General features: G+C 59.0%; 17 protein-coding genes. All 17 read right to left on the bottom strand.

From position 1 onward, the window contains the following. Positions 1 to 180: 180 nt before the first annotated feature. The 17 genes from astD to tapM all read right to left on the bottom strand — a co-directional run bounded on the left by astD (position 181) and on the right by tapM (position 17,379). Positions 181 to 1,650: a succinylglutamate-semialdehyde dehydrogenase gene (gene astD, locus BN1118_RS06880; protein WP_043555163.1), complete on the bottom strand. Its 1,470-nt coding sequence runs from the start codon at positions 1,648 to 1,650 to the stop codon at positions 181 to 183. A 71-nt stretch (positions 1,651 to 1,721) separates the two neighbouring features. Next, entirely contained in the window at positions 1,722 to 2,741 is a 1,020-nt protein-coding gene (gene astA, locus BN1118_RS06875) for an arginine N-succinyltransferase (protein ID WP_043135651.1), read from the bottom strand. Positions 2,742 to 2,816: 75 nt separating this feature from the next. Beyond that, positions 2,817 to 4,034: an aspartate aminotransferase family protein gene (locus tag BN1118_RS06870; RefSeq protein ID WP_043555162.1), complete on the bottom strand. Its 1,218-nt coding sequence runs from the start codon at positions 4,032 to 4,034 to the stop codon at positions 2,817 to 2,819. Between the two features lie 277 nt (positions 4,035 to 4,311). Beyond that, the gene (locus BN1118_RS06865; protein WP_043555161.1) at positions 4,312 to 4,893 is read right to left on the bottom strand and encodes an aminodeoxychorismate synthase component II; all 582 of its coding nucleotides are present in this window, start codon (positions 4,891 to 4,893) and stop codon (positions 4,312 to 4,314) included. 21 nt (positions 4,894 to 4,914) lie between these two features. Then, positions 4,915 to 5,130: a hypothetical protein gene (locus BN1118_RS06860; RefSeq protein ID WP_042867714.1), complete on the bottom strand. Its 216-nt coding sequence runs from the start codon at positions 5,128 to 5,130 to the stop codon at positions 4,915 to 4,917. A 123-nt stretch (positions 5,131 to 5,253) separates the two neighbouring features. After that, positions 5,254 to 6,258: a tryptophan--tRNA ligase gene (gene trpS, locus BN1118_RS06855; protein WP_043135656.1), complete on the bottom strand. Its 1,005-nt coding sequence runs from the start codon at positions 6,256 to 6,258 to the stop codon at positions 5,254 to 5,256. 39 nt (positions 6,259 to 6,297) lie between these two features. Next, a complete protein-coding gene (locus BN1118_RS06850; RefSeq protein WP_043555160.1) occupies positions 6,298 to 6,966 on the bottom strand; it encodes a phosphoglycolate phosphatase in 669 nt (222 codons plus the stop codon). Next, on the bottom strand, positions 6,953 to 7,627 hold the full coding sequence (gene rpe / locus BN1118_RS06845) for a ribulose-phosphate 3-epimerase (protein ID WP_042867708.1): 675 nt from the start codon (positions 7,625 to 7,627) through the stop codon (positions 6,953 to 6,955). Before rpe ends, BN1118_RS06850 begins: the two co-directional genes overlap by 14 nt. Positions 7,628 to 8,061: 434 nt before the next feature. Beyond that, a complete protein-coding gene (locus BN1118_RS06840; protein ID WP_043135660.1) occupies positions 8,062 to 8,934 on the bottom strand; it encodes a Dam family site-specific DNA-(adenine-N6)-methyltransferase in 873 nt (290 codons plus the stop codon). A gap of 70 nt (positions 8,935 to 9,004) precedes the next feature. Next, on the bottom strand, positions 9,005 to 10,606 hold the full coding sequence (locus BN1118_RS06835) for an SPOR domain-containing protein (RefSeq protein ID WP_043555158.1): 1,602 nt from the start codon (positions 10,604 to 10,606) through the stop codon (positions 9,005 to 9,007). Next, the gene (aroB, locus tag BN1118_RS06830) at positions 10,599 to 11,678 is read right to left on the bottom strand and encodes a 3-dehydroquinate synthase (protein WP_043555156.1); all 1,080 of its coding nucleotides are present in this window, start codon (positions 11,676 to 11,678) and stop codon (positions 10,599 to 10,601) included. Before aroB ends, BN1118_RS06835 begins: the two co-directional genes overlap by 8 nt. Positions 11,679 to 11,692: 14 nt before the next feature. Further along, entirely contained in the window at positions 11,693 to 12,211 is a 519-nt protein-coding gene (aroK, locus tag BN1118_RS06825; RefSeq protein ID WP_005298388.1) for a shikimate kinase AroK, read from the bottom strand. A 191-nt stretch (positions 12,212 to 12,402) separates the two neighbouring features. Then, positions 12,403 to 14,601 carry a type IV pilus secretin PilQ gene (locus BN1118_RS06820; protein WP_043555155.1) on the bottom strand — a complete coding sequence of 733 codons (2,199 nt, stop codon included), beginning with the start codon at positions 14,599 to 14,601 and terminating at the stop codon, positions 12,403 to 12,405. A 15-nt stretch (positions 14,602 to 14,616) separates the two neighbouring features. Then, the gene (locus tag BN1118_RS06815) at positions 14,617 to 15,147 is read right to left on the bottom strand and encodes a pilus assembly protein PilP (protein WP_043135667.1); all 531 of its coding nucleotides are present in this window, start codon (positions 15,145 to 15,147) and stop codon (positions 14,617 to 14,619) included. Continuing rightward, complete coding sequence (gene tapO, locus BN1118_RS06810) at positions 15,144 to 15,743, bottom strand: PilO family type IV pilus biogenesis protein TapO (protein ID WP_043555154.1); 600 nt, start codon at positions 15,741 to 15,743, stop codon at positions 15,144 to 15,146. The genes BN1118_RS06815 and tapO overlap by 4 nt, the downstream gene beginning before the upstream one ends. Beyond that, positions 15,740 to 16,318 (bottom strand): PilN family type IV pilus biogenesis protein TapN, encoded by a 579-nt coding sequence (gene tapN, locus BN1118_RS06805; protein WP_043555153.1) that lies wholly within the window; start codon positions 16,316 to 16,318, stop codon positions 15,740 to 15,742. The genes tapO and tapN overlap by 4 nt, the downstream gene beginning before the upstream one ends. Continuing rightward, positions 16,306 to 17,379: a PilM family type IVa pilus assembly protein TapM gene (tapM, locus tag BN1118_RS06800; RefSeq protein WP_156994840.1), complete on the bottom strand. Its 1,074-nt coding sequence runs from the start codon at positions 17,377 to 17,379 to the stop codon at positions 16,306 to 16,308. The genes tapN and tapM overlap by 13 nt, the downstream gene beginning before the upstream one ends. Positions 17,380 to 17,388 lie beyond the last annotated feature (9 nt).

Here is a 17,388-nt window from a genome sequence, read left to right as displayed (position 1 = left end):
GGAGAACTGTGTCAGCCGTGGCGGCCTTGCTGCCGGCCTCTTCCTTGTTAAAAGGTCAACCCCGGAGATAGCTGATCCGGCATGGCAGCCTTGCTGTCCTCGACCGAGGCAACCGGGGATATGGCACAGCAGTCGGCGGCATTGGCCCCTCTCCTGCTGCATCAAGCTCCCCATTCACGATTAAAAGGTCAACCCCGGAGACAGCTGATCCGGCATGGCTGCCTTGCTGTCCTCGACGGAGGCAACCGGATACGCACAGTAGTCGGCGGCGTAGTAGGCGCTCGCCCTGTGGTTGCCTGAGGCACCTATGCCGCCGAACGGCGCGGCGCTGGAGGCGCCCGTGATGGGCTTGTTCCAGTTGACGATACCGGCGCGGATCCGCTTGAAGAAGTGGTGCCAGTCCGCCTCGCTGTCACCCAGCAGGCCGGCCGAGAGGCCGAAGCTGGTGGCGTTGCCCTGGTCGATGGCGGCATCGAAATCGTCGTAACGAATGAGCTGCAGCAGCGGGCCGAAGTACTCTTCGTCCGGCAGCGCGCTCACTGCAGTGACATCTATGATGCCCGGGGAGACGAAACCGGTGCCCGCTTCCAGATGCTTGAGGGTGAGCAGGCTCTCGCCACCCAGCCCTTGCAGCTTGGCTTGCGCCTCGACCATGCCGAGCGCAGCTCGCTCGCTGATCATGGCGCCCATAAAGGGTTGTTCGGCGGCGTCATAGAGGCCGACCCTGATCTGGCCGACCACCTCCACCAGACGTTTGACCAGGGCATCGCCCCGGGCGCCGCGCTCGACAAACAAACGGCGCGAGCAGGTGCAGCGCTGACCGGAGGTGATGAAGGCGGACTGGACTATGGCGTGAACTGCGCCGTCGATGTCGCTCACATCCTTGACGATGAGCGGGTTGTTGCCGCCCATCTCCAGCGCCAGGATCTTGCCGGGCTGACCGGCAAACTGCTGGTGCAGGAAGTGGCCGGTACGGGACGAGCCGGTGAAGAAGAGGCCGTCGATATCCGGATTGCCCGCTAGGGCCTTGCCGGTCTCCACCTCGCCCTGCACCAGGTTCAGCACGCCCTTGGGCAGCCCCGCCTCCTGCCAGATCTTCAGCATGGCCTCGGCCACCATGGGGGTCAGTTCGGAAGGCTTGAACACCACGGCATTGCCGGCGATCAGCGCAGGCACTATGTGACCGTTCGGCAGATGGCCCGGGAAGTTGTAGGGGCCGAACACGGCGACCACGCCGTGGGGCTTGTGGCGCACGAATGCCTTGGCGCCCGGCATGGGGTTTTCGACCGTGCCGGTGCGCTCGTCATGGGCGCGGATGGAGATGGCGATCTTGCCCTGCATGGCGGCCACTTCGGTGCGGGTCTCCCACAGCGGTTTGCCGGTTTCGCGGGCTATGGTCAGTGCCAGCGCCTCCTTGTGCTCGCCGAGCAGCTCGGCGTAACGGCGCACTATGGCAAGACGCGCCTCCAGGCTCATATCAGACCAATGGTAGAAGGCGCTGCGGGCGGCCTTGACGGCGGCATCCACCTGGGCGGCGCTGGCGGCGCCCCCTTGCCAGATCACCTCGTTCTTCGCCGGATCCCTTGACTCGAACGGCTTGCCTTCACCGGCAAGCCATTGACCGTCTATCAGCTGTACTAACTGGCTCATCCATTCACTCCCTGTGGTTCGCAAGCAGCCTTGGCTGCCTGTTTCATATGCGGTTTTACTGCTGATACGGCTCAATCGAGATCGACGGCCCGTACCATGTCGCCATCTTGCACCTTGAGTGCCGTCGCCATCTTGGGCGGAATGATGGCTTCGTGCTTGTCCAGATCGACCCGGATATTGCCGTAGCAGGCACGGTAGTGCTCGTAGCGGGCATTGCAGACCAGGTGGATCTTGCCACCTATGGGTTCGCCGATCAGCACCCGCAGCTTCTGACTGCGGCGCACGCTGCGGATATTCTTTACGTCACACTCGACGGTGGGGCCGGCATCGAAGATGTCAACGTAGCCCCGGTTCACGAAGCCTTCATCCTGCAGCATCTTGATGGCCGGGCGGGTCTTCTCGTGGGTCTGGCCGATGACGGCGCGCGCCTCGTTGCTCAGCAGGTTGACGTAGATGGGGTACTTGGGCATCAGCTCGGCGATGAAGCGCTTCTTGCCGATGCCGGTAAGATAGTCGACGGTGGGAAAGTCCATCGAGAAGAAATGCTTTTGCAGCCACTCGTAGAAGGGGCTGTGACCATTGCCATCGGAGACGCCACGCATCTCGGCAAAGACGGTATCGTCGAATAATTCCGGATGCTCGGCCATGAACAGGAAACGGTGCTTGGAGAGCAGACGGCCGTTGAGCCCCTCGCGGGCGCATTCACGCAGAAACAGGGTGCAGAGTTCGGAATTGCCTGTGTAGTCATTGGACAGGGTGAGCGTCTCGACCACGTTGTAGATGCCGAGCTTGGGGGAAGAGTGGACCACCTTGCCGATGTGATAGTTGTAGAACGGCTGGGACAGGCCCACGGCCGCATCGATGGCACAGGTACCGACCATTTCGCCGGTCTCCAGATCCTCAGCCACGAAGAAGTAGAGGCAATCACCCTTACCTGCCGGTTTGTCCGAGAAGGTCTGGGTCGAAGCATCTATCTTGCGCTGCAGCAGTTCATCGTTGACGGGCAACGAGGTCATGCCGGTGCCGGATTCGATGGCACAGGTCTTGAGACCGGCAAAATCTTTTTGCTCGATGGGACGGATAACCAACATAAATGACAACTCCCTTTCATTGACGACAGGTGGGGTCCCGGCTCCTGCCGGGAGGGCTCCCCACCTCAATTTGGATCAGGCGTTAACCACCTGGGCAACCGCTTTCTCGAACCGGGCCAGCCCTTCCTTGATGTCCGCTTCCGGGATAACCAGCGAGGGGGCGAAACGCACCACGTTGGTACCCGCGACCAGTGCCATCAGCCCCTGATCGATGGAGGCCAGCAGGAAGTCACGGGAACGGCCCTTGTAGTCGTCGTTCAGCACGGCGCCGAGCAGCAGGCCCTTGCCACGCACTTCGCTGAAGCAGTGGTACTTGGCATTGATGGCATCGAGCCCGGCGCGGAACAGCTGTTCGCGGTGCTTGATGCCGCTCAGCACTTCCGGGGTGTTGACCACGTCGATCACCGCCTCGGCCACCGCACACGCCAGCGGGTTGCCGCCGTAGGTGGAGCCGTGAGTGCCCACTTTCAGGTGAGCCGCGATTTCATTGGTGGTCAGCATGGCGCCGATGGGGAAGCCGCCACCGAGCGCCTTGGCGCTGGTGAGGATGTCAGGCGTGACGCCCAGACCCATGTAGGCAAACAGATCGCCGGTACGGCCGACCCCGGATTGCACCTCGTCATAGACCAGCAGGGCATTGTGCTTGTCGCACAGCTCGCGCACGCCCTTGGCAAACTCGTCGGTCGGACGAATGATGCCACCCTCCCCTTGCAGCGGCTCCATCACCACGGCGCAGGTATTGTCGGAGATGACGGCAGCCAGCTCCGCCAGATCGTTGTAAGTCACATGGGTGATATCCGCCGGCTTCGGACCGAAACCATCGGAGTAGGCGGCCTGGCCACCGACGCTGACGGTAAAGAAGGTACGACCGTGGAAACCCTGATGGAAGGCGATGATCTGGGTCTTGTGCGCCCCGAACTTCTCGATGGCATAACGACGGGCCAGCTTGAGGGCCGCTTCGTTGGCTTCGGCGCCCGAGTTGCAGAAATAGACCTTGTCGGCAAAGGTGGCGGCAACCAGCTTCTTGGCCAGACGCAGAGCCGGCTCGTTGGTCATCACGTTGGAGAGGTGCCACAGCTTCTCGCCCTGGGTTTTCAGGGCTTCGACCAGCTTGGGATGGCAATGGCCGAGGCCATTGACGGCGATCCCGCCGGCAAAATCGACATACTCACGGCCTTCCTGATCCCAGACACGTGACCCTTCACCACGCACCGGGATGATCTTGGCGGGTGCATAGTTGGGAACCATCACTTCATCAAACACTTCACGTGTCACTGCCAACAACTCTGACATATTGCTCTCCTTCGATCTGGCGACAGAATAATCCACCGCCCAAAAGTTAAATCCATGTAAACACATCGGCATTGTCACAGAAAAAAAGCTAAAAGTCTGCAACAAAGCGAGTTACAGGGAACAATGTTCGATTGCCTGTGAGATTTTAGGCAACCGCATTGCATAACGGCTCAGGGGGTATTGGCAAGAGATAATTTGGACAGGGAGGGAGGTGAATAAAGTGTCAGGGAAAATATTTTTGGCCTCATTTCGATTCTGGGAGGCCGATCACAACTATTCAGGAACTTGCTAAAAAATTGGCCAGCAATTGGTGGCCCTGTTCGCTCAAAATGCTCTCCGGATGGAACTGAACCCCCTCTATATTCAACTGCTTGTGGCGCAGACCCATGATCTCGTCAAAGGAGCCATCGGCGTGCTCGCTCCAGGCGGTGATCTCGAAACAGTCGGGCAGTGTGCCCTGATCCACGATCAGCGAATGATAACGGGTGACCCGCAGCGGATCGTTCAGACCGCGAAATACACCCTGCCCCTGATGGCGGATGAGCGACGTCTTGCCATGCATCACCTGACGGGCGCGCACTACCCGGGCCCCGAAGGCCTGCGCCAGGGATTGATGGCCGAGACAGACGCCGAGAATGGGAAGCTGGCCGGCAAACCGGCTGATGGCAGCAAGGGAAATGCCCGCCTCATTGGGCGTGCAGGGGCCGGGGGAGATCACCAGATAACGGGGAGAGAGCTGCGCTATGGCGTCCAGCGTCAGCTCATCATTGCGCTTCACCACCACCTCTTGCCCCAGGGCGCCAAAATACTGCACCAGGTTCCAGGTAAAGGAGTCGTAGTTATCGATCAGCAACAGCATGGGGTAACCAGAAACAGAGAATCAACGATCCAGATAACGACCCTGTTCCATTTCGCGCTCGCGCTGACACTCGGCCAGATAGATGGCGGCGGCGATGGCAGGGGTCTTGTGGTATTTGTCGATGGCGTTGGAGACCATCAGCTGCAGGGTATTGAGGTTCTTGGCCTTGCGAAATTTACGCAGCCAGTGACCCTTGTCGCCCAGCTCTTCAATCATGGTATTGGATTCGACAGACATGCTTACTCTTGGGGCAGAAGCCCGCGTTTGAAATTGGAAGATGAATTAACGAATAGCAGGTCGGGTAAAACAAAGAAAGCCAGGCAAATACCCAGCTCTCTTCTACTACACCTTCCCAGTATGTCAGGCTCGAGGAACGAAGCCGACTACATCATATACGCTGGTCAGGGTTTTTTCAGCCCTTTCACGTGCCTTTTGTGCACCTGCCGCCAAAATTGTTTGCAGATGAGCCTCATCCTGACGCAGCTCGTGGAAGCGCGCCTGAATGGGCTCCAGCAAGGCGACGACCGCCTCGGCAGTCTCGGTCTTGAGGTGACCGTACATCTTGCCTTCGAAGTGCTGCTCCAGCTCCGGGATGGAGCGCCCCGTCACCCCGGACATCAGGGTCAGCAGGTTGGAGACACCCGGCTTGTTTTCCGGATCGAAGCGCACCACGGCCGGCTCGTCGGAGTCGGTTACCGCCCGCTTGATCTTCTTGACGATCTGCTTGGGATCTTCCAGCAGGCCGATGAAGTTGGCCTCGTTGTCGTCAGATTTGGACATCTTCTTGGTCGGATCCTGCAGGCTCATCACCCGCGCCCCGTCGGTGGGGATGAAGGGCTCGGGCAGAGTGAACACCTCGCCGTGCAGGTTGTTGAACCGGGTGCAGATGTCGCGGGTCAGCTCCAGATGCTGCTTCTGATCGTTGCCGACCGGCACCTGATTGGCCTGATAGAGCAGGATATCGGCAGCCATCAGCACCGGATAGCCGAACAGGCCGACGTTGACGTTGTTCTCGAAACGGGCGGACTTGTCCTTGAACTGGGTCATGCGCGACAGCTCGCCCATCTGGGTGTAGCAGTTCAGGATCCAGCCCAGCTCGGCGTGCTGTGGCACGTGAGACTGGATGAAGACGGTGCTCTTGGCCGGATCGATTCCCACCGCCAGATAAAGGGCGGCGGCATCGAGACACGCCTTGCGCAGGGCAGCGGGCTCCTGGCGGGTGGTGATGGCGTGCAGGTCGACGATGCAGTAGAGGCAGTCGAAATCATCCTGCATGTTGACCCACTGACGCAGGGCCCCCAGGTAGTTGCCTATGGTCAGCTGGCCCGACGGTTGGGCCCCGCTCAGTACGATTGGTTTAGTCATGAGAGTGTTAATCCTTGTTATTCGGCCAGCCCAGCAGCCTTATTCGGCCAACAGCGCATCGAGCTGGGCAAACTGCTCGCATACCCAGTCCGGGCGGGAATCTGCGATGGGGCGGCCGTAGTTATAGCCGTAGGTCAGTCCCACCACCTTCATGCCGGCGGCCTGAGCGGCCAGCACGTCATTTTCGGAGTCGCCCACCATCAGGGTGCGCGACGGGCTGACGCCCAGCTCGTGGCAGGCGTGCAGCAGCGGATCCGGGCTGGGTTTTTTAACGGGCACGCAGTTGCCGCCCAGCCAGAGCGCAAAACAGTCGCCGATGCCGAGGGCATCCAGGATGGGCTGCACGAAGTGACTCGGCTTGTTGGTCACCACGGCCTGTTTGTAACCGAGCTTCTGCAGGCGGCGCAGACTCTGCTCCACCCCCTCATACATGGCCAGCCCTTCCAGCAGACAGGCCTGATAATGCCGATCGAACAGGGGGCGCGCCTTGGCAAACAGCTCGGGGGCCTCGCGGTAATCCAGCGCGCGCTGGATCAGCTTGTCGGCGCCATTGCCAACCCAGGTACGCACCACGGCCTCGTCGGCTTCGGCCAGTCCCAGCTCGGTGAGGGTACGGTTGACCGCCAGCGCCAGTTGAGGGGCGCTGTCGATCAGGGTGCCGTCCAGATCGAACAGCACCAGATCAAAATCACGCTCAGCGTTCGACATGGGCAAGCTCCGCGCGCATACGGTCGATCACTGCCTTGTAGTCCGGCTGGCTGAAGATGGCAGAACCGGCCACGAACATGTCGGCACCGGCTTGTGCTATCTCGCGAATGTTGTCGACCTTGACGCCGCCGTCGATCTCGAGACGAATGTCACGGCCACTCTCGTCGATCAGGCGACGCACCTGGCGCAGCTTGTCGAGGGTGCCGGGGATGAAGCTCTGGCCACCGAAGCCCGGGTTGACCGACATCAGCAGGATCACATCCAGCTTGTCCATCACGTACTCGAGGCAGGAGAGCGGCGTCGCCGGGTTCAGCACCAGACCCGCCTGACAGCCCTGCTCCTTGATGAGGCCCAGGGTGCGATCCACGTGATCGGACGCTTCCGGGTGGAAGGTGATCAGATTGGCGCCCGCCTTGGCGAAGTCCGGGACTATGCGATCCACCGGCTTGACCATCAGGTGCACATCGATGAGCGCCTCTATGCCATAGTCGCGCAGAGCCTGACAGACCATGGGGCCTATGGTCAGGTTGGGGACATAGTGGTTGTCCATCACGTCGAAATGCACCACGTCGGCACCGGCGGTCAGCACCCTGGCGACATCATCGCCCAGACGGGCGAAATCGGCGGAAAGGATCGAGGGGGCAATCAGAAAGTCTTTCATCAGCGTCATCCATTGGCTAGCGGGCAGAAAAAGCGGCGCAATTTTACCGCAAATATCCGATGAAAACGACCCGAACGCGGGGAGGAAAAAATGGGCCGCGGCTTTACCGCTCATATCCGATGAAAACACCCCATACACGGAGAGGAAAAAACGGGCCCGCAGCTTTACCGCCCATATCAGATGAAAACACCCCATACACAGGGAGGAAAAAATGGGCCGCGGCTTTACCACCCATATCCGATGAAAACACCCCATACACGGGGAGGAAAAAACGGGCCGCCAGCTTTACCGCATATGTCCGATGAAAACGACCCGAACGCGGGGACGAAAAAACGGCCCCGCAGCTTTACCGCCTATATCCGGCGAAAACGATACGAACACAAAGATAACGACAGGTAGAAACAGCGGCGGCACCCAAAGGTGCCGCCAGAAGGTCAGCCGAGTGAGACAAGCTCGGCGTCACTGGGGTAGTAACCCTGCTCCGGCTCGATACCGGGCGGATAGAGCGCCAGCAGCTCGGCCACCTTGTTGCGGCTGCCGCCGTTGCGGCTGATGGTGCGCTTGACCAGGATCTCGTCCAGTCGCGCACCACGGTAGAGCTCGCGGGTCAGCTCTATGTCGTGGTTGCTGATGAGCACGGGCACCCCCTTGCGGGCCGCCGTGTGACGGGCCAGCCGCGCCAGTATGGCCTGATCATCCAGCGTGAAGCCACCTGCGGAATAGGTAGTGAAGCTCGCCGTGGTGGAGAGCGGCGCATAGGGAGGATCGCAGTAGATCACCCAGTCCGGTTCGGCACGCTTGATGGCATCGGCGTAGCTTTCGCAGATGAAGGTCGCCTTCTGCGCCTTCTCGGCAAAAGCCCACAGCTCTTTCTCCGGGAAGTAGGGCTTCTTGTAGGAACCGAATGGCACATTGAAGCCGCCCTTCTTGTTATAGCGACACAAACCATTGAAACCGTGACGGTTGAGAAACAGGAACAGCAGCGCCCGCTCGAAGGTGGTCTCGGTCTGGTTGAACTGGGTACGCAGCCGATAGTAGGCCGCCTTGTGGTTGTGCTCGGCCACAAACAACTTGCGCGCCTCGGCGATGAATCGGTCAGGCGTCAGCTTGAGATGGTTGTAAAGGCAGATCAGATCCGGATTGATGTCGTTGAGCACATAGGCGTCGTAGTCGGTGTTGAGAAACACGGACCCGGCCCCGACGAAGGGCTCCAACAACACACGCCCGGCCGGCAAGCGCTCGGCAATCTCTTCAACCAGGGAGTATTTTCCCCCGGCCCATTTTAAAAAAGCGCGTGTTTTTTTCATGGAAATCCGGTGTTAAGAAGGCATCGACCAAAAAAGGGGGACGATTCTACCCCCTTACCGGGCGCAATGGCTATTGCTTCAACTCTTTTTGTACCTGAGCAAACGACTTGGGCCAGGGCTGCCCCTTGAGCAGGGCGGGCGAGAGCTTACGAATGGCGGCCTTGGCCTGGGCGGCGTTGGCATAATCCCCTTGCAGTACCACGTACCATGGGCTGCCACGGAACTGGGTTTTGTAAACCCAGATATTGCCGGCCAGCGCATGCTCGGCCACGAACTTGTCGACGGCCTTGGTGTTGCTCGCCCCCATCAGCTGGACGCTGTAATGATTCCTGGGCTTCTTGTTCAGGGTCGCCGCCGGCGTCAATGCCACCTTGGGTGAGGGGGCCGCCACGGGTTCAACCACGGCTGGCTTGGCCGCCGGTTTGGTTGCAACCGAGGTACTCTGGGTCTTGGGCGCAGTGGCCGGCTTGGCAAGCAGGCCCTGGGTCGATGCATTCTGAGCCTGGGCGACCTGAGTCGCAACGGCCTGGGAACCGGCACCGGTCAGCTCATCCACCACGGCCGTGGGCAAGGCACCGCTGACATCGGGCTGCTTCATCAGTTTCTCGACCACTTCATCTGAGATCACCACCCGGCGTCCCTCGTAGTTGGTCGATTCCGTGGTCACAGTCTCGCTCTCGACCGCCTTGGGCAGCACCTTGGCATCCGGCTGCCAATCGCGCACCACACCGCCAGAATTGCCAGCACCGCCATCATGGGTTGCGTTCTGATTGCCATTCTGGCTGGTATTACTGCCGCCAATGGTCAGCGGATCCCCGCCAGAAACGGGGATGGGCAAGGCGTTGGTTTGTGCAGGCTCCAGCGCAGTGCTCTTGCTCTCACCGTTGAACAGGGCTGGCAGCAGATAGCTCAGGGCCAGCAAACCGGCGGCGACCAGTGCCAGCACGGTCGCAATCTTCTTGACGGGCAATTCGGCCTGACGCTTCTTGGGCCTTCTGTCGGTCATGATATCCTCCAGTAACTGCATGATGGTGGACGGATGTCCATTTGCCGCTTTCAGGATCTCTTCCACTTTCAGCTTGGGCAAGAGGGCTGTCGGGATCTTGAGCTCTTTGGCTTTCTCATACAAGAAGATACGTTGCTCTGGCGCGCTCAGTGGCGCGACTTCCAGCTCCAGTGCCGGCATGGCCCGCCCTTTCAGCTGCGCCTTCTGGTTGCGACACCAGACGTCACTGCCGGAGAGCACTATGGCCAGCTGATGGGGCACGGACAGGGTATCGTTGTGACGACAGAGGCTCCACAGCTCGCCGACCAGCTCGGCGGGCAACTCGTCGGCGCGTTCGATCAGCAGCAGCAGGGTGGCAGGTTTGCCTTCCAGCATGCGAAAGAAGCTGTCGGCCAGCGCATCCTGTGGATTGAACAGCGGCCTTGCCACCACCTGCGGCAACAGCAACTGGCGCACGTCCGCCATCTTCATGGCAGAGCTGCCAATCAGGCTCACCACCCGTACTTTTTCGGGCAGGGCGCCGAGCAGGGATTCACACAGGGTGCCGCGACCACTGCCGTGCTTGCCACAGAGAAAAATAAAGGGGTGATTGAACTCAATCAGGTGCAGCAGCCGGTCAACCAGCTGCCGCTGGGAAGGAAGCTTGAGCAGTTTATTATTACTCACGACCAGACTCGATCACCGCCAACAATTCAGCATCAGAGACATCGGCCACCACCTGTGCATGACCGATACCGACCGGCAGCACCAGTCGCAGCTTGCCTTCCAGTACCTTCTTGTCACGCCGCATATGGCGAATGAAGGCATCGAAATCCATCTCGGCCGGTGCCTGGATGGGCAGATTGGCGGCCAGCAGCAGATCGCGGATACGGGCAACCTGCCGCTTATCCAGCTCGCCACGCGCCTCGGCCGTGAATGCGGCCAGCATCATGCCTGCGGCAACGGCTTCGCCGTGCAGCCAGTTGCCGTAGCCTTTCTCGGCCTCGATGGCGTGACCAAAGGTGTGGCCCAGGTTCAACAGGGCACGCACACCGTGCTCCGTCTCGTCCTGCCCCACCACATCGGCCTTGATCTCGCAGCAGCGACGAATGGCATACGCCAGGGCAGCCGGTTCCAGCGCCTGCAGACGGGACATGTTGGTTTCGAGCCAGGAGAAGAATTCGGCGTCCCAGATGATGCCGTACTTGATGACCTCGGCCATGCCGGCGGCAAATTCACGGGCAGGCAGGGTCTTGAGGCATTCGGTGTCGATGACCACATGCTTGGGCTGATAGAAGGCCCCAATCATGTTCTTGCCGAGGGGATGATTGACGGCGGTCTTGCCGCCGACGGAGGAATCAACCTGGGAGAGCAGTGTGGTAGGCACTTGAATAAAAGGAATGCCACGTTGGTAGCTTGCCGCAGCAAAGCCGACAACATCCCCTATCACACCGCCCCCCAGGGCGATCAGTGTAGTGTCCCGACCATGGTTGGTTTCCAGCAGAGCAGACATGATCCGCTCGAAGGTTGCCAGGGTCTTGTAGGCTTCACCATCCGGCAGGATCAGGTGTTCTACCTGAAAACCGGACAGCAACTGGATAATCCGCTCAAGATACAAGGGTGCGACAACGGTATTGGTCACTATCATGACCCGCTTGCCCTTGATGGTTTGTGTCAGCACCTCTGCATGCTGCAACAGACCCGCCGCTATCTCGATGGGATAACTGCGTTCACCCAGTTCGACCTTCAACCTTTCCATGGACGTCCTCTAGATTACATGCCAATCAACTTAACAATTTGATTAGCAACAACTTTAGCGCTCTGATCATCAGTCTGGATGACAAAGTCAGCCACTTCTTCATACAGCGCATTGCGCTCTTGTGCCAGACGCTCGAGTACTTCGCGCGGCGGCTCTTCGGTTTGCAGCAGTGGGCGGCGCTTGTCTCTTTGTGTGCGCGCCAGCTGCTTTTCAATCGTTGTTTCGAGGTACACCACGATACCGCGAGCAGAGAGCTTGTTCCGTGTTTCACGGCTCTTGATGGCACCGCCACCCGTCGCCAGCACGATACCCTGCTGTTCTGAAAGGTCGCCTATGACCTTCTCTTCGCGGATCCGGAAACCCTCTTCGCCTTCAACATCGAACACCCAGCCGATATCGGCACCACTGCGGCGCTCAATCTCATGATCTGAGTCGAAAAACTCCATATGCAGTTGTTCTGCCAGATGTCTACCTATGGTGCTCTTGCCCGCACCCATGGGACCTATCAGGAAAATATTGCGTTTCTCAGCCATGTCTTTTCATTAGTAATTACAAACTGTACGACCCCGACAAACACTCGATCGGGGTACCTATGAACCTTGTCTTGCGATGGATCAGGAGGGGGATTATCTCAATAGAAATCGGGACTGGCAACCGCAGCCCTTACGCCCCAGCCTCATTGGGGCGTAAGGTTATATGTGTTTTACCCTCACATGTAAAGCATTCAGAAGGCGTCGGTGACTATCTTCGGCGTCACGAAAATCAGCAATTCCCGCTTTTTATTCTCGCTGGTTGTCTTGCGAAACAACACGCCAAGACCCGGGATATCACCGAGCAGAGGCACCTTGCTGACGTCGCTCTTGATGGTCTGTTGATAGATGCCGCCAAGCACCAGGGTCTCGCCATTGTTGACCAGCACCTGGGTGGTGATGGACTGGGCATTGATGGAGACGGCATCGCCGGTACCGGTTGGTACCGTCTCACCCTTGGTGTCCTGGGTCACGGTCAGATCCAGGATGACCCGGTTGTCCGGCGTGATTTGCGGTGTGACCTTGAGGCTCAATACTGCCTTCTTGAAGGTGACCGAGGTGGCGCCACTGGAGGAGGACTCCACATAGGGGATCTCGGTCCCCTGCTCGATCAGCGCGGGTTTCTGGTTGGCGGTGGTGACTCGGGGGCTGGCGATGATTTCAGCCTTGCTCTCTTTTTCCAGCGCCGACAGCTCGAGGTCCAGCAGGGTGCCATCTGCCAGGCGGGCCACCTGGAATGCCAGGGTGCCAGCGGCATTGGTCACCGGCAGATTGACGTTCAATCTGTCATCCACCCCGGGACGGGTGATGGCCGAACCGCCGTTGTTATTGCCGGAGCCGTCATTGCCTTCGATGGAACCCGATGTGCTGTTGCCGTGACCATCGTTCTTGGTCACCCCCCAACGCACCCCGAGCGCCTCGTCGAAACCATCATCTATGGTCACCATGCGCGCTTCGATCACCACCTGTTTGACCGGAATATCCAGGATATCCAGCATGCGCTTGATGTTGCTGATAACATCTGCCGTGTCCTTGACCACCAGTACGTTGGTCCGCTCATCGACACTCACGGCCCCCTTGGAAGAGAGCAGCTTGGTGCTTTCGGAGGAGAGCAGCGCCGCCACCTCGGATGCCTTGGCATAGTTGATCTGCAGGTATTCGGTATAGAGGGGTGCCAGATCAGCCACCTGATTGCGACTCTCCAGCTGCTGCTTCTCGCGGGCGGCTATCTCTTCTGCCGGCGCCACCAGCAGAATGTTGTTATCCAGTCGTTTATCCAGCCCTCTCACCTTGAGGATGATGTCCAGTGCCTGCTCCCAGGGCACGCCATCAAGCCGCAGCGTGATATTGCCCGACACCGAGTCCGTGGTGACCAGGTTGAGGTTGTTGAAATCGGCGATGAGCTGCAGCACGGTGCGCACCGGGATGTCCTGGAAGTTCAGCGAAATCGGCTTGCCCTGATACTGCTTGCCAGCGGTCACCGCGGTGCGTTTTTTCACCTCGACGATGAACGTCTTGTCCGCCTGATCGTAGCGATAATCAAACTGGCCGTTGATGGAGAGCTCGAACAGGGTGTCATTGCCCTGACGGAACACCTCCACCTGGGAGACGGGGGTGGCAAAGTCCTGCACATTGATCAGATTGAGCAGGTCGTCCGGCACCCTGGTACCATGGAACTTGGCCAGCACTGTCTGGCCACGGCTGCTGACATCGACTGCCGCCGAGCTGTTGTCCAGCGTGACCAGAAACTCCCCCTGCCCCTCCTTGCCACGTCTGAAATCTACCCCCTTGACGGAGTTGAAATAGGCGCCGCTCGCTCCGGTCTGAGCCGCAGGCAAGACGGGTTTACTGGCCACAGGCGCTGCCACCGGGGCTGACTGGGCAACCAGCTGGGTGTTAATCAGGGCTGATTGCGCCACAGGTTGAGAATTGACAAAGGCGGGCGAAGCCGCTGGTGATGAGACCATGCCAGCTGACTGGGTCGAAGCCGGCAGCGGCATGGTTGCCTTTTCTCCCAGAGCGACCAGCAACTTGTTGCCCTGCTGGTGCACCTGATAAGGGGTCAATTGATCGAGCGCTATCTTGATGTCGAGCCCGGCGCCCTTGCCCTCGACCTTGAGGTTATCGACACCCTGCTGCTTGATGGGCAGCGGATTGACATTGAGTGCCCCCACGGCTCCCGGCACATGCAGCAACAGCTGATTGGGCTCATAGGATAGCCGGTCGGTAAAACCGCTTACCGGTTCACTGAAGCTCAACTCCAGCAACAGCTGGTCGGCCATCAGCGGATTCACCTTCACCTCTTGCAAAGTGGCCACAGCCCAGGCCTGGCTCCATGCTCCGGCGCAAAACAGCAGGGCAACTCTGGTTACAGTACCGATTGTTGTTCTCATCGCAGTCATCCCTGATTATCGTTTTGCTTCAAGATTGGCCATGCCCAACTGGGTTTCTCTGGTGACCCAGCATCCTTTGCCATCCGGTATAGTCTCAATCAAATCCACGTAAGTGTCAGTGATCCTGATCACCCGACCCTGATCCAGTCCCATATGTTGGTTGAGACCCACCCGGACGGATTGGCCATCCGGCGTCCGGATCAAGGCCCACAACTGGCCCTGCTTGCCGAGCGAGCCCTGCATGATCAGGCTGGCCAGTGAATAGCTCTCCAACACTTCCTTCTCTCTGTTGGCGACTATCTGGGCACAATCCGGTTTCACCTTGGCATCCACCTTGGCACTGCTGGCCTCGGGCTGGGGCGCAATGAAGGGGCTGCGCTGATCGCTGAGGTGATAGGCCATGGGCGAAAATGGTTTGATTTCAGGCAGCGGCTCGATAGGCACAGGCTGCCTGGCCTTGGTCTGAGCCACATAGTTATCCATGTCATCCTGCCCACCGCAGGCTGTCAGCAGGCACACGGGCAACAGTACGCAGATCATTCTCATTTTTTCTGCCCCACTGTCTTGCCGTTGTACTTGTAGGTCTTGGCCAGCATCGACATGCCGATCATCTCGTCCGGCTCCTTGCTCTGACCCAGAGTGAACGACTCCAGGATGACGATCCGCGGTAGTGCCGCCATGTCGGCCGTGAACTTGCCAATCTCATGGTAGGTGCCCACCACCTCGATCCGCATGGGCAGTTCGGTGGAAAACTCGTGCTTTATCTCAGGCTCCCAGTTGATGCGATTCAATTTGAGGCCATTGTCGGTCGCAATGAAGCTGATATCGTCCAGCAAGCCGGCCACTTCGTGCGTATTGGGTAACTGTTTGAGCTGGGTATCGACCAACTGCTCAAGCTGCACCATCTGTATCTTGTATGCACCCAGATTGGCAGCCAGCATCGCCTTGCTCTCAAACTGCGCTTTCAGTTCAGCCTCCTTGTTGGCTTCCTGGGTCAACAAGGTCAATGAATGCGCAATCACGTAGTAATAGATGGCGCCGCCCAGCAGCGCACAGAAAAACAGGATGAAAATGCCCTTGGCCCACTTGGGCCAGCCGGCAATGTTGTTCAGATCCAGTTCATTGAGCTGTTGCAGGTTCATTCTTGCCCCTTAACCGCATCGACGGTGGCGCCTGCCCCAGCTGCGACCTGGAACATCATGGAGAACTGGCTCAGCGAGACAGGCGCAACGTCGGCCGCAAAAATCGTGCTGATCTGTGACTGCCCCAGCCAGCCGGAACCATCGATGCGCCGCATCATGCTGGCAACCCGACCATAGGCTTCAGTCTTGCCGTTGACGTCGATCCGGTTGTTTTGCAAGGCAAGCGTGTTCAAATACACACCGTTGGGTACCAACGAGGGCAACTGGTTGAACAGCCGCACCGGCAGATTGCGACGCATCTGCAGATGCTCGATCAGTTGCATGCGATCGATCAGCTCCTTGCGCCTTTCCTTGAGCAGACGGATCTCGCCGAGCTGCGCATCGAGTATGGTCATCTCCTGCTGCAAGCGTTGATTGCGCTGCTGTTGATGACTGATCTGCTGCTCCACCAGCCAGTCGGCGGCAAAGCCGAGGGAAGCGGTGATCGCCAGGAAAATCCCGAGCATGACCCCGAACTGTTTCTTCTGTCGCTGGGCTCTGGCTTCGCGCCAGGGAAGTAGGTTTATATTTGACATGGTGTGAAGCTCCTCAATGCCAGACCCAGCGCCGTCATGTACTTGGCACCATGGGCAAGCCCCCCCTCCCCTTTGGGTTTGCCAAACAGGGCGAAGGGATCGGGATGCAATACTTCACAATTGAGTTCATTGCCGACCTGGGCGACCAGCCCGGGTAGCAGGCTGCCACCGCCAGTCAGCACCAGCTTGGAGAGCTCCCTGTGTCCGGAGGAGCTGCAAAACAGCTGAACATTGCGCCTGACTTGCTGCAGCAAGGCATTAATGTGGGGCAGCAGCACATCCAGCTCGTAGTCGACCGGTAATTTGCCCTGTAGCTTGGCCTGCTCGGCATCATCCAGCGACAGGTTGTAGAAAGAGGCCAATGCCTGGCTGTATTGATCACCGCCGAAATTCTGCAGACGGGAGTAGATCACCTCGCCCTTGACCAGTGCGGCAAAGGTCATGGCACTGGCACCAATATCGATAACGCCAACCGGTTTTTCCCAGGCAAGCAAATCGGGCAGACAGGCAAGGACGGCGCGGCCCAGAGCATGAGCCCCCACATCCACGACCTTGGTGGTCATCTCGGCTTCGGCCAGTGCGGTGACCCGACCGCTCACGCTCTCGGTACGGGCGGCGCTCAGCAGCACCTCCTGGCGATCCTGATCGTTGACCTTGCCGAGGATCTCAAAATCCAGGCTCACTTCATCGAGGGGGAAGGGGATGAGCTGTTCGGCCTCCATCTGGACCTGATTTTCCAGCTCGTTCTCACCCAGGCTGGCATCAACCTGAATGACCTTGGTGATCACATTGGAACCGGTGACGGCCGTCGCCACGTACTGGCTGTTGCCAGAGATGAGGCGCTTGAGGGCCTTGAGAGACTGGCTGACCCGTTCGATATCCTGCAACTGATAATCGACCAGGGTGCCCTTGGGGGTCGCCACTTCGGCCACAGATTCAAAATGCAGCTTGCCGGGGCGCCCGGTGATAGTGACAGCCTTGATGGTCTGGCTCCCAAAATCAATACCCGCCAGAGGAAGCAGGGAACCTTTATTGAATAGCCCAAACATATACACATCCATGCGTTATTG

This window comes from Aeromonas bestiarum, assembly GCF_000819745.1.
GTDB classification, from domain to species: Bacteria; Pseudomonadota; Gammaproteobacteria; order Enterobacterales; family Aeromonadaceae; genus Aeromonas; species Aeromonas bestiarum.
Note: the sequence above shows the minus strand (reverse complement) of the source record. Positions and strands in the feature narration are given on the sequence as shown.

Bases quoted from the DNA above. Each gene is read 5' to 3' on its own strand.
- rpe (WP_042867708.1), bottom strand. From the start codon at position 7,627: ATGAAAGACTTTCTGATTGCCCCCTCGATCCTTTCCGCCGATTTCGCC.
- aroK (WP_005298388.1), bottom strand. From the start codon at position 12,211: ATGGCTGAGAAACGCAATATTTTCCTGATAGGTCCCATGGGTGCGGGC.
- BN1118_RS06865 (WP_043555161.1), bottom strand. From the start codon at position 4,893: ATGCTGTTGCTGATCGATAACTACGACTCCTTTACCTGGAACCTGGTG.
- trpS (WP_043135656.1), bottom strand. From the start codon at position 6,258: ATGACTAAACCAATCGTACTGAGCGGGGCCCAACCGTCGGGCCAGCTG.
- BN1118_RS06820 (WP_043555155.1), bottom strand. From the start codon at position 14,601: ATGAGAACAACAATCGGTACTGTAACCAGAGTTGCCCTGCTGTTTTGC.
- astD (WP_043555163.1), bottom strand. From the start codon at position 1,650: ATGAGCCAGTTAGTACAGCTGATAGACGGTCAATGGCTTGCCGGTGAA.
- BN1118_RS06850 (WP_043555160.1), bottom strand. From the start codon at position 6,966: ATGTCGAACGCTGAGCGTGATTTTGATCTGGTGCTGTTCGATCTGGAC.
- BN1118_RS06815 (WP_043135667.1), bottom strand. From the start codon at position 15,147: ATGAGAATGATCTGCGTACTGTTGCCCGTGTGCCTGCTGACAGCCTGC.
- BN1118_RS06840 (WP_043135660.1), bottom strand. From the start codon at position 8,934: ATGAAAAAAACACGCGCTTTTTTAAAATGGGCCGGGGGAAAATACTCC.
- astA (WP_043135651.1), bottom strand. From the start codon at position 2,741: ATGTTGGTTATCCGTCCCATCGAGCAAAAAGATTTTGCCGGTCTCAAG.
- aroB (WP_043555156.1), bottom strand. From the start codon at position 11,678: ATGGAAAGGTTGAAGGTCGAACTGGGTGAACGCAGTTATCCCATCGAG.
- BN1118_RS06860 (WP_042867714.1), bottom strand. From the start codon at position 5,130: ATGTCTGTCGAATCCAATACCATGATTGAAGAGCTGGGCGACAAGGGT.
- tapN (WP_043555153.1), bottom strand. From the start codon at position 16,318: ATGTCAAATATAAACCTACTTCCCTGGCGCGAAGCCAGAGCCCAGCGA.
- tapO (WP_043555154.1), bottom strand. From the start codon at position 15,743: ATGAACCTGCAACAGCTCAATGAACTGGATCTGAACAACATTGCCGGC.
- tapM (WP_156994840.1), bottom strand. From the start codon at position 17,379: ATGGATGTGTATATGTTTGGGCTATTCAATAAAGGTTCCCTGCTTCCT.
- BN1118_RS06870 (WP_043555162.1), bottom strand. From the start codon at position 4,034: ATGTCAGAGTTGTTGGCAGTGACACGTGAAGTGTTTGATGAAGTGATG.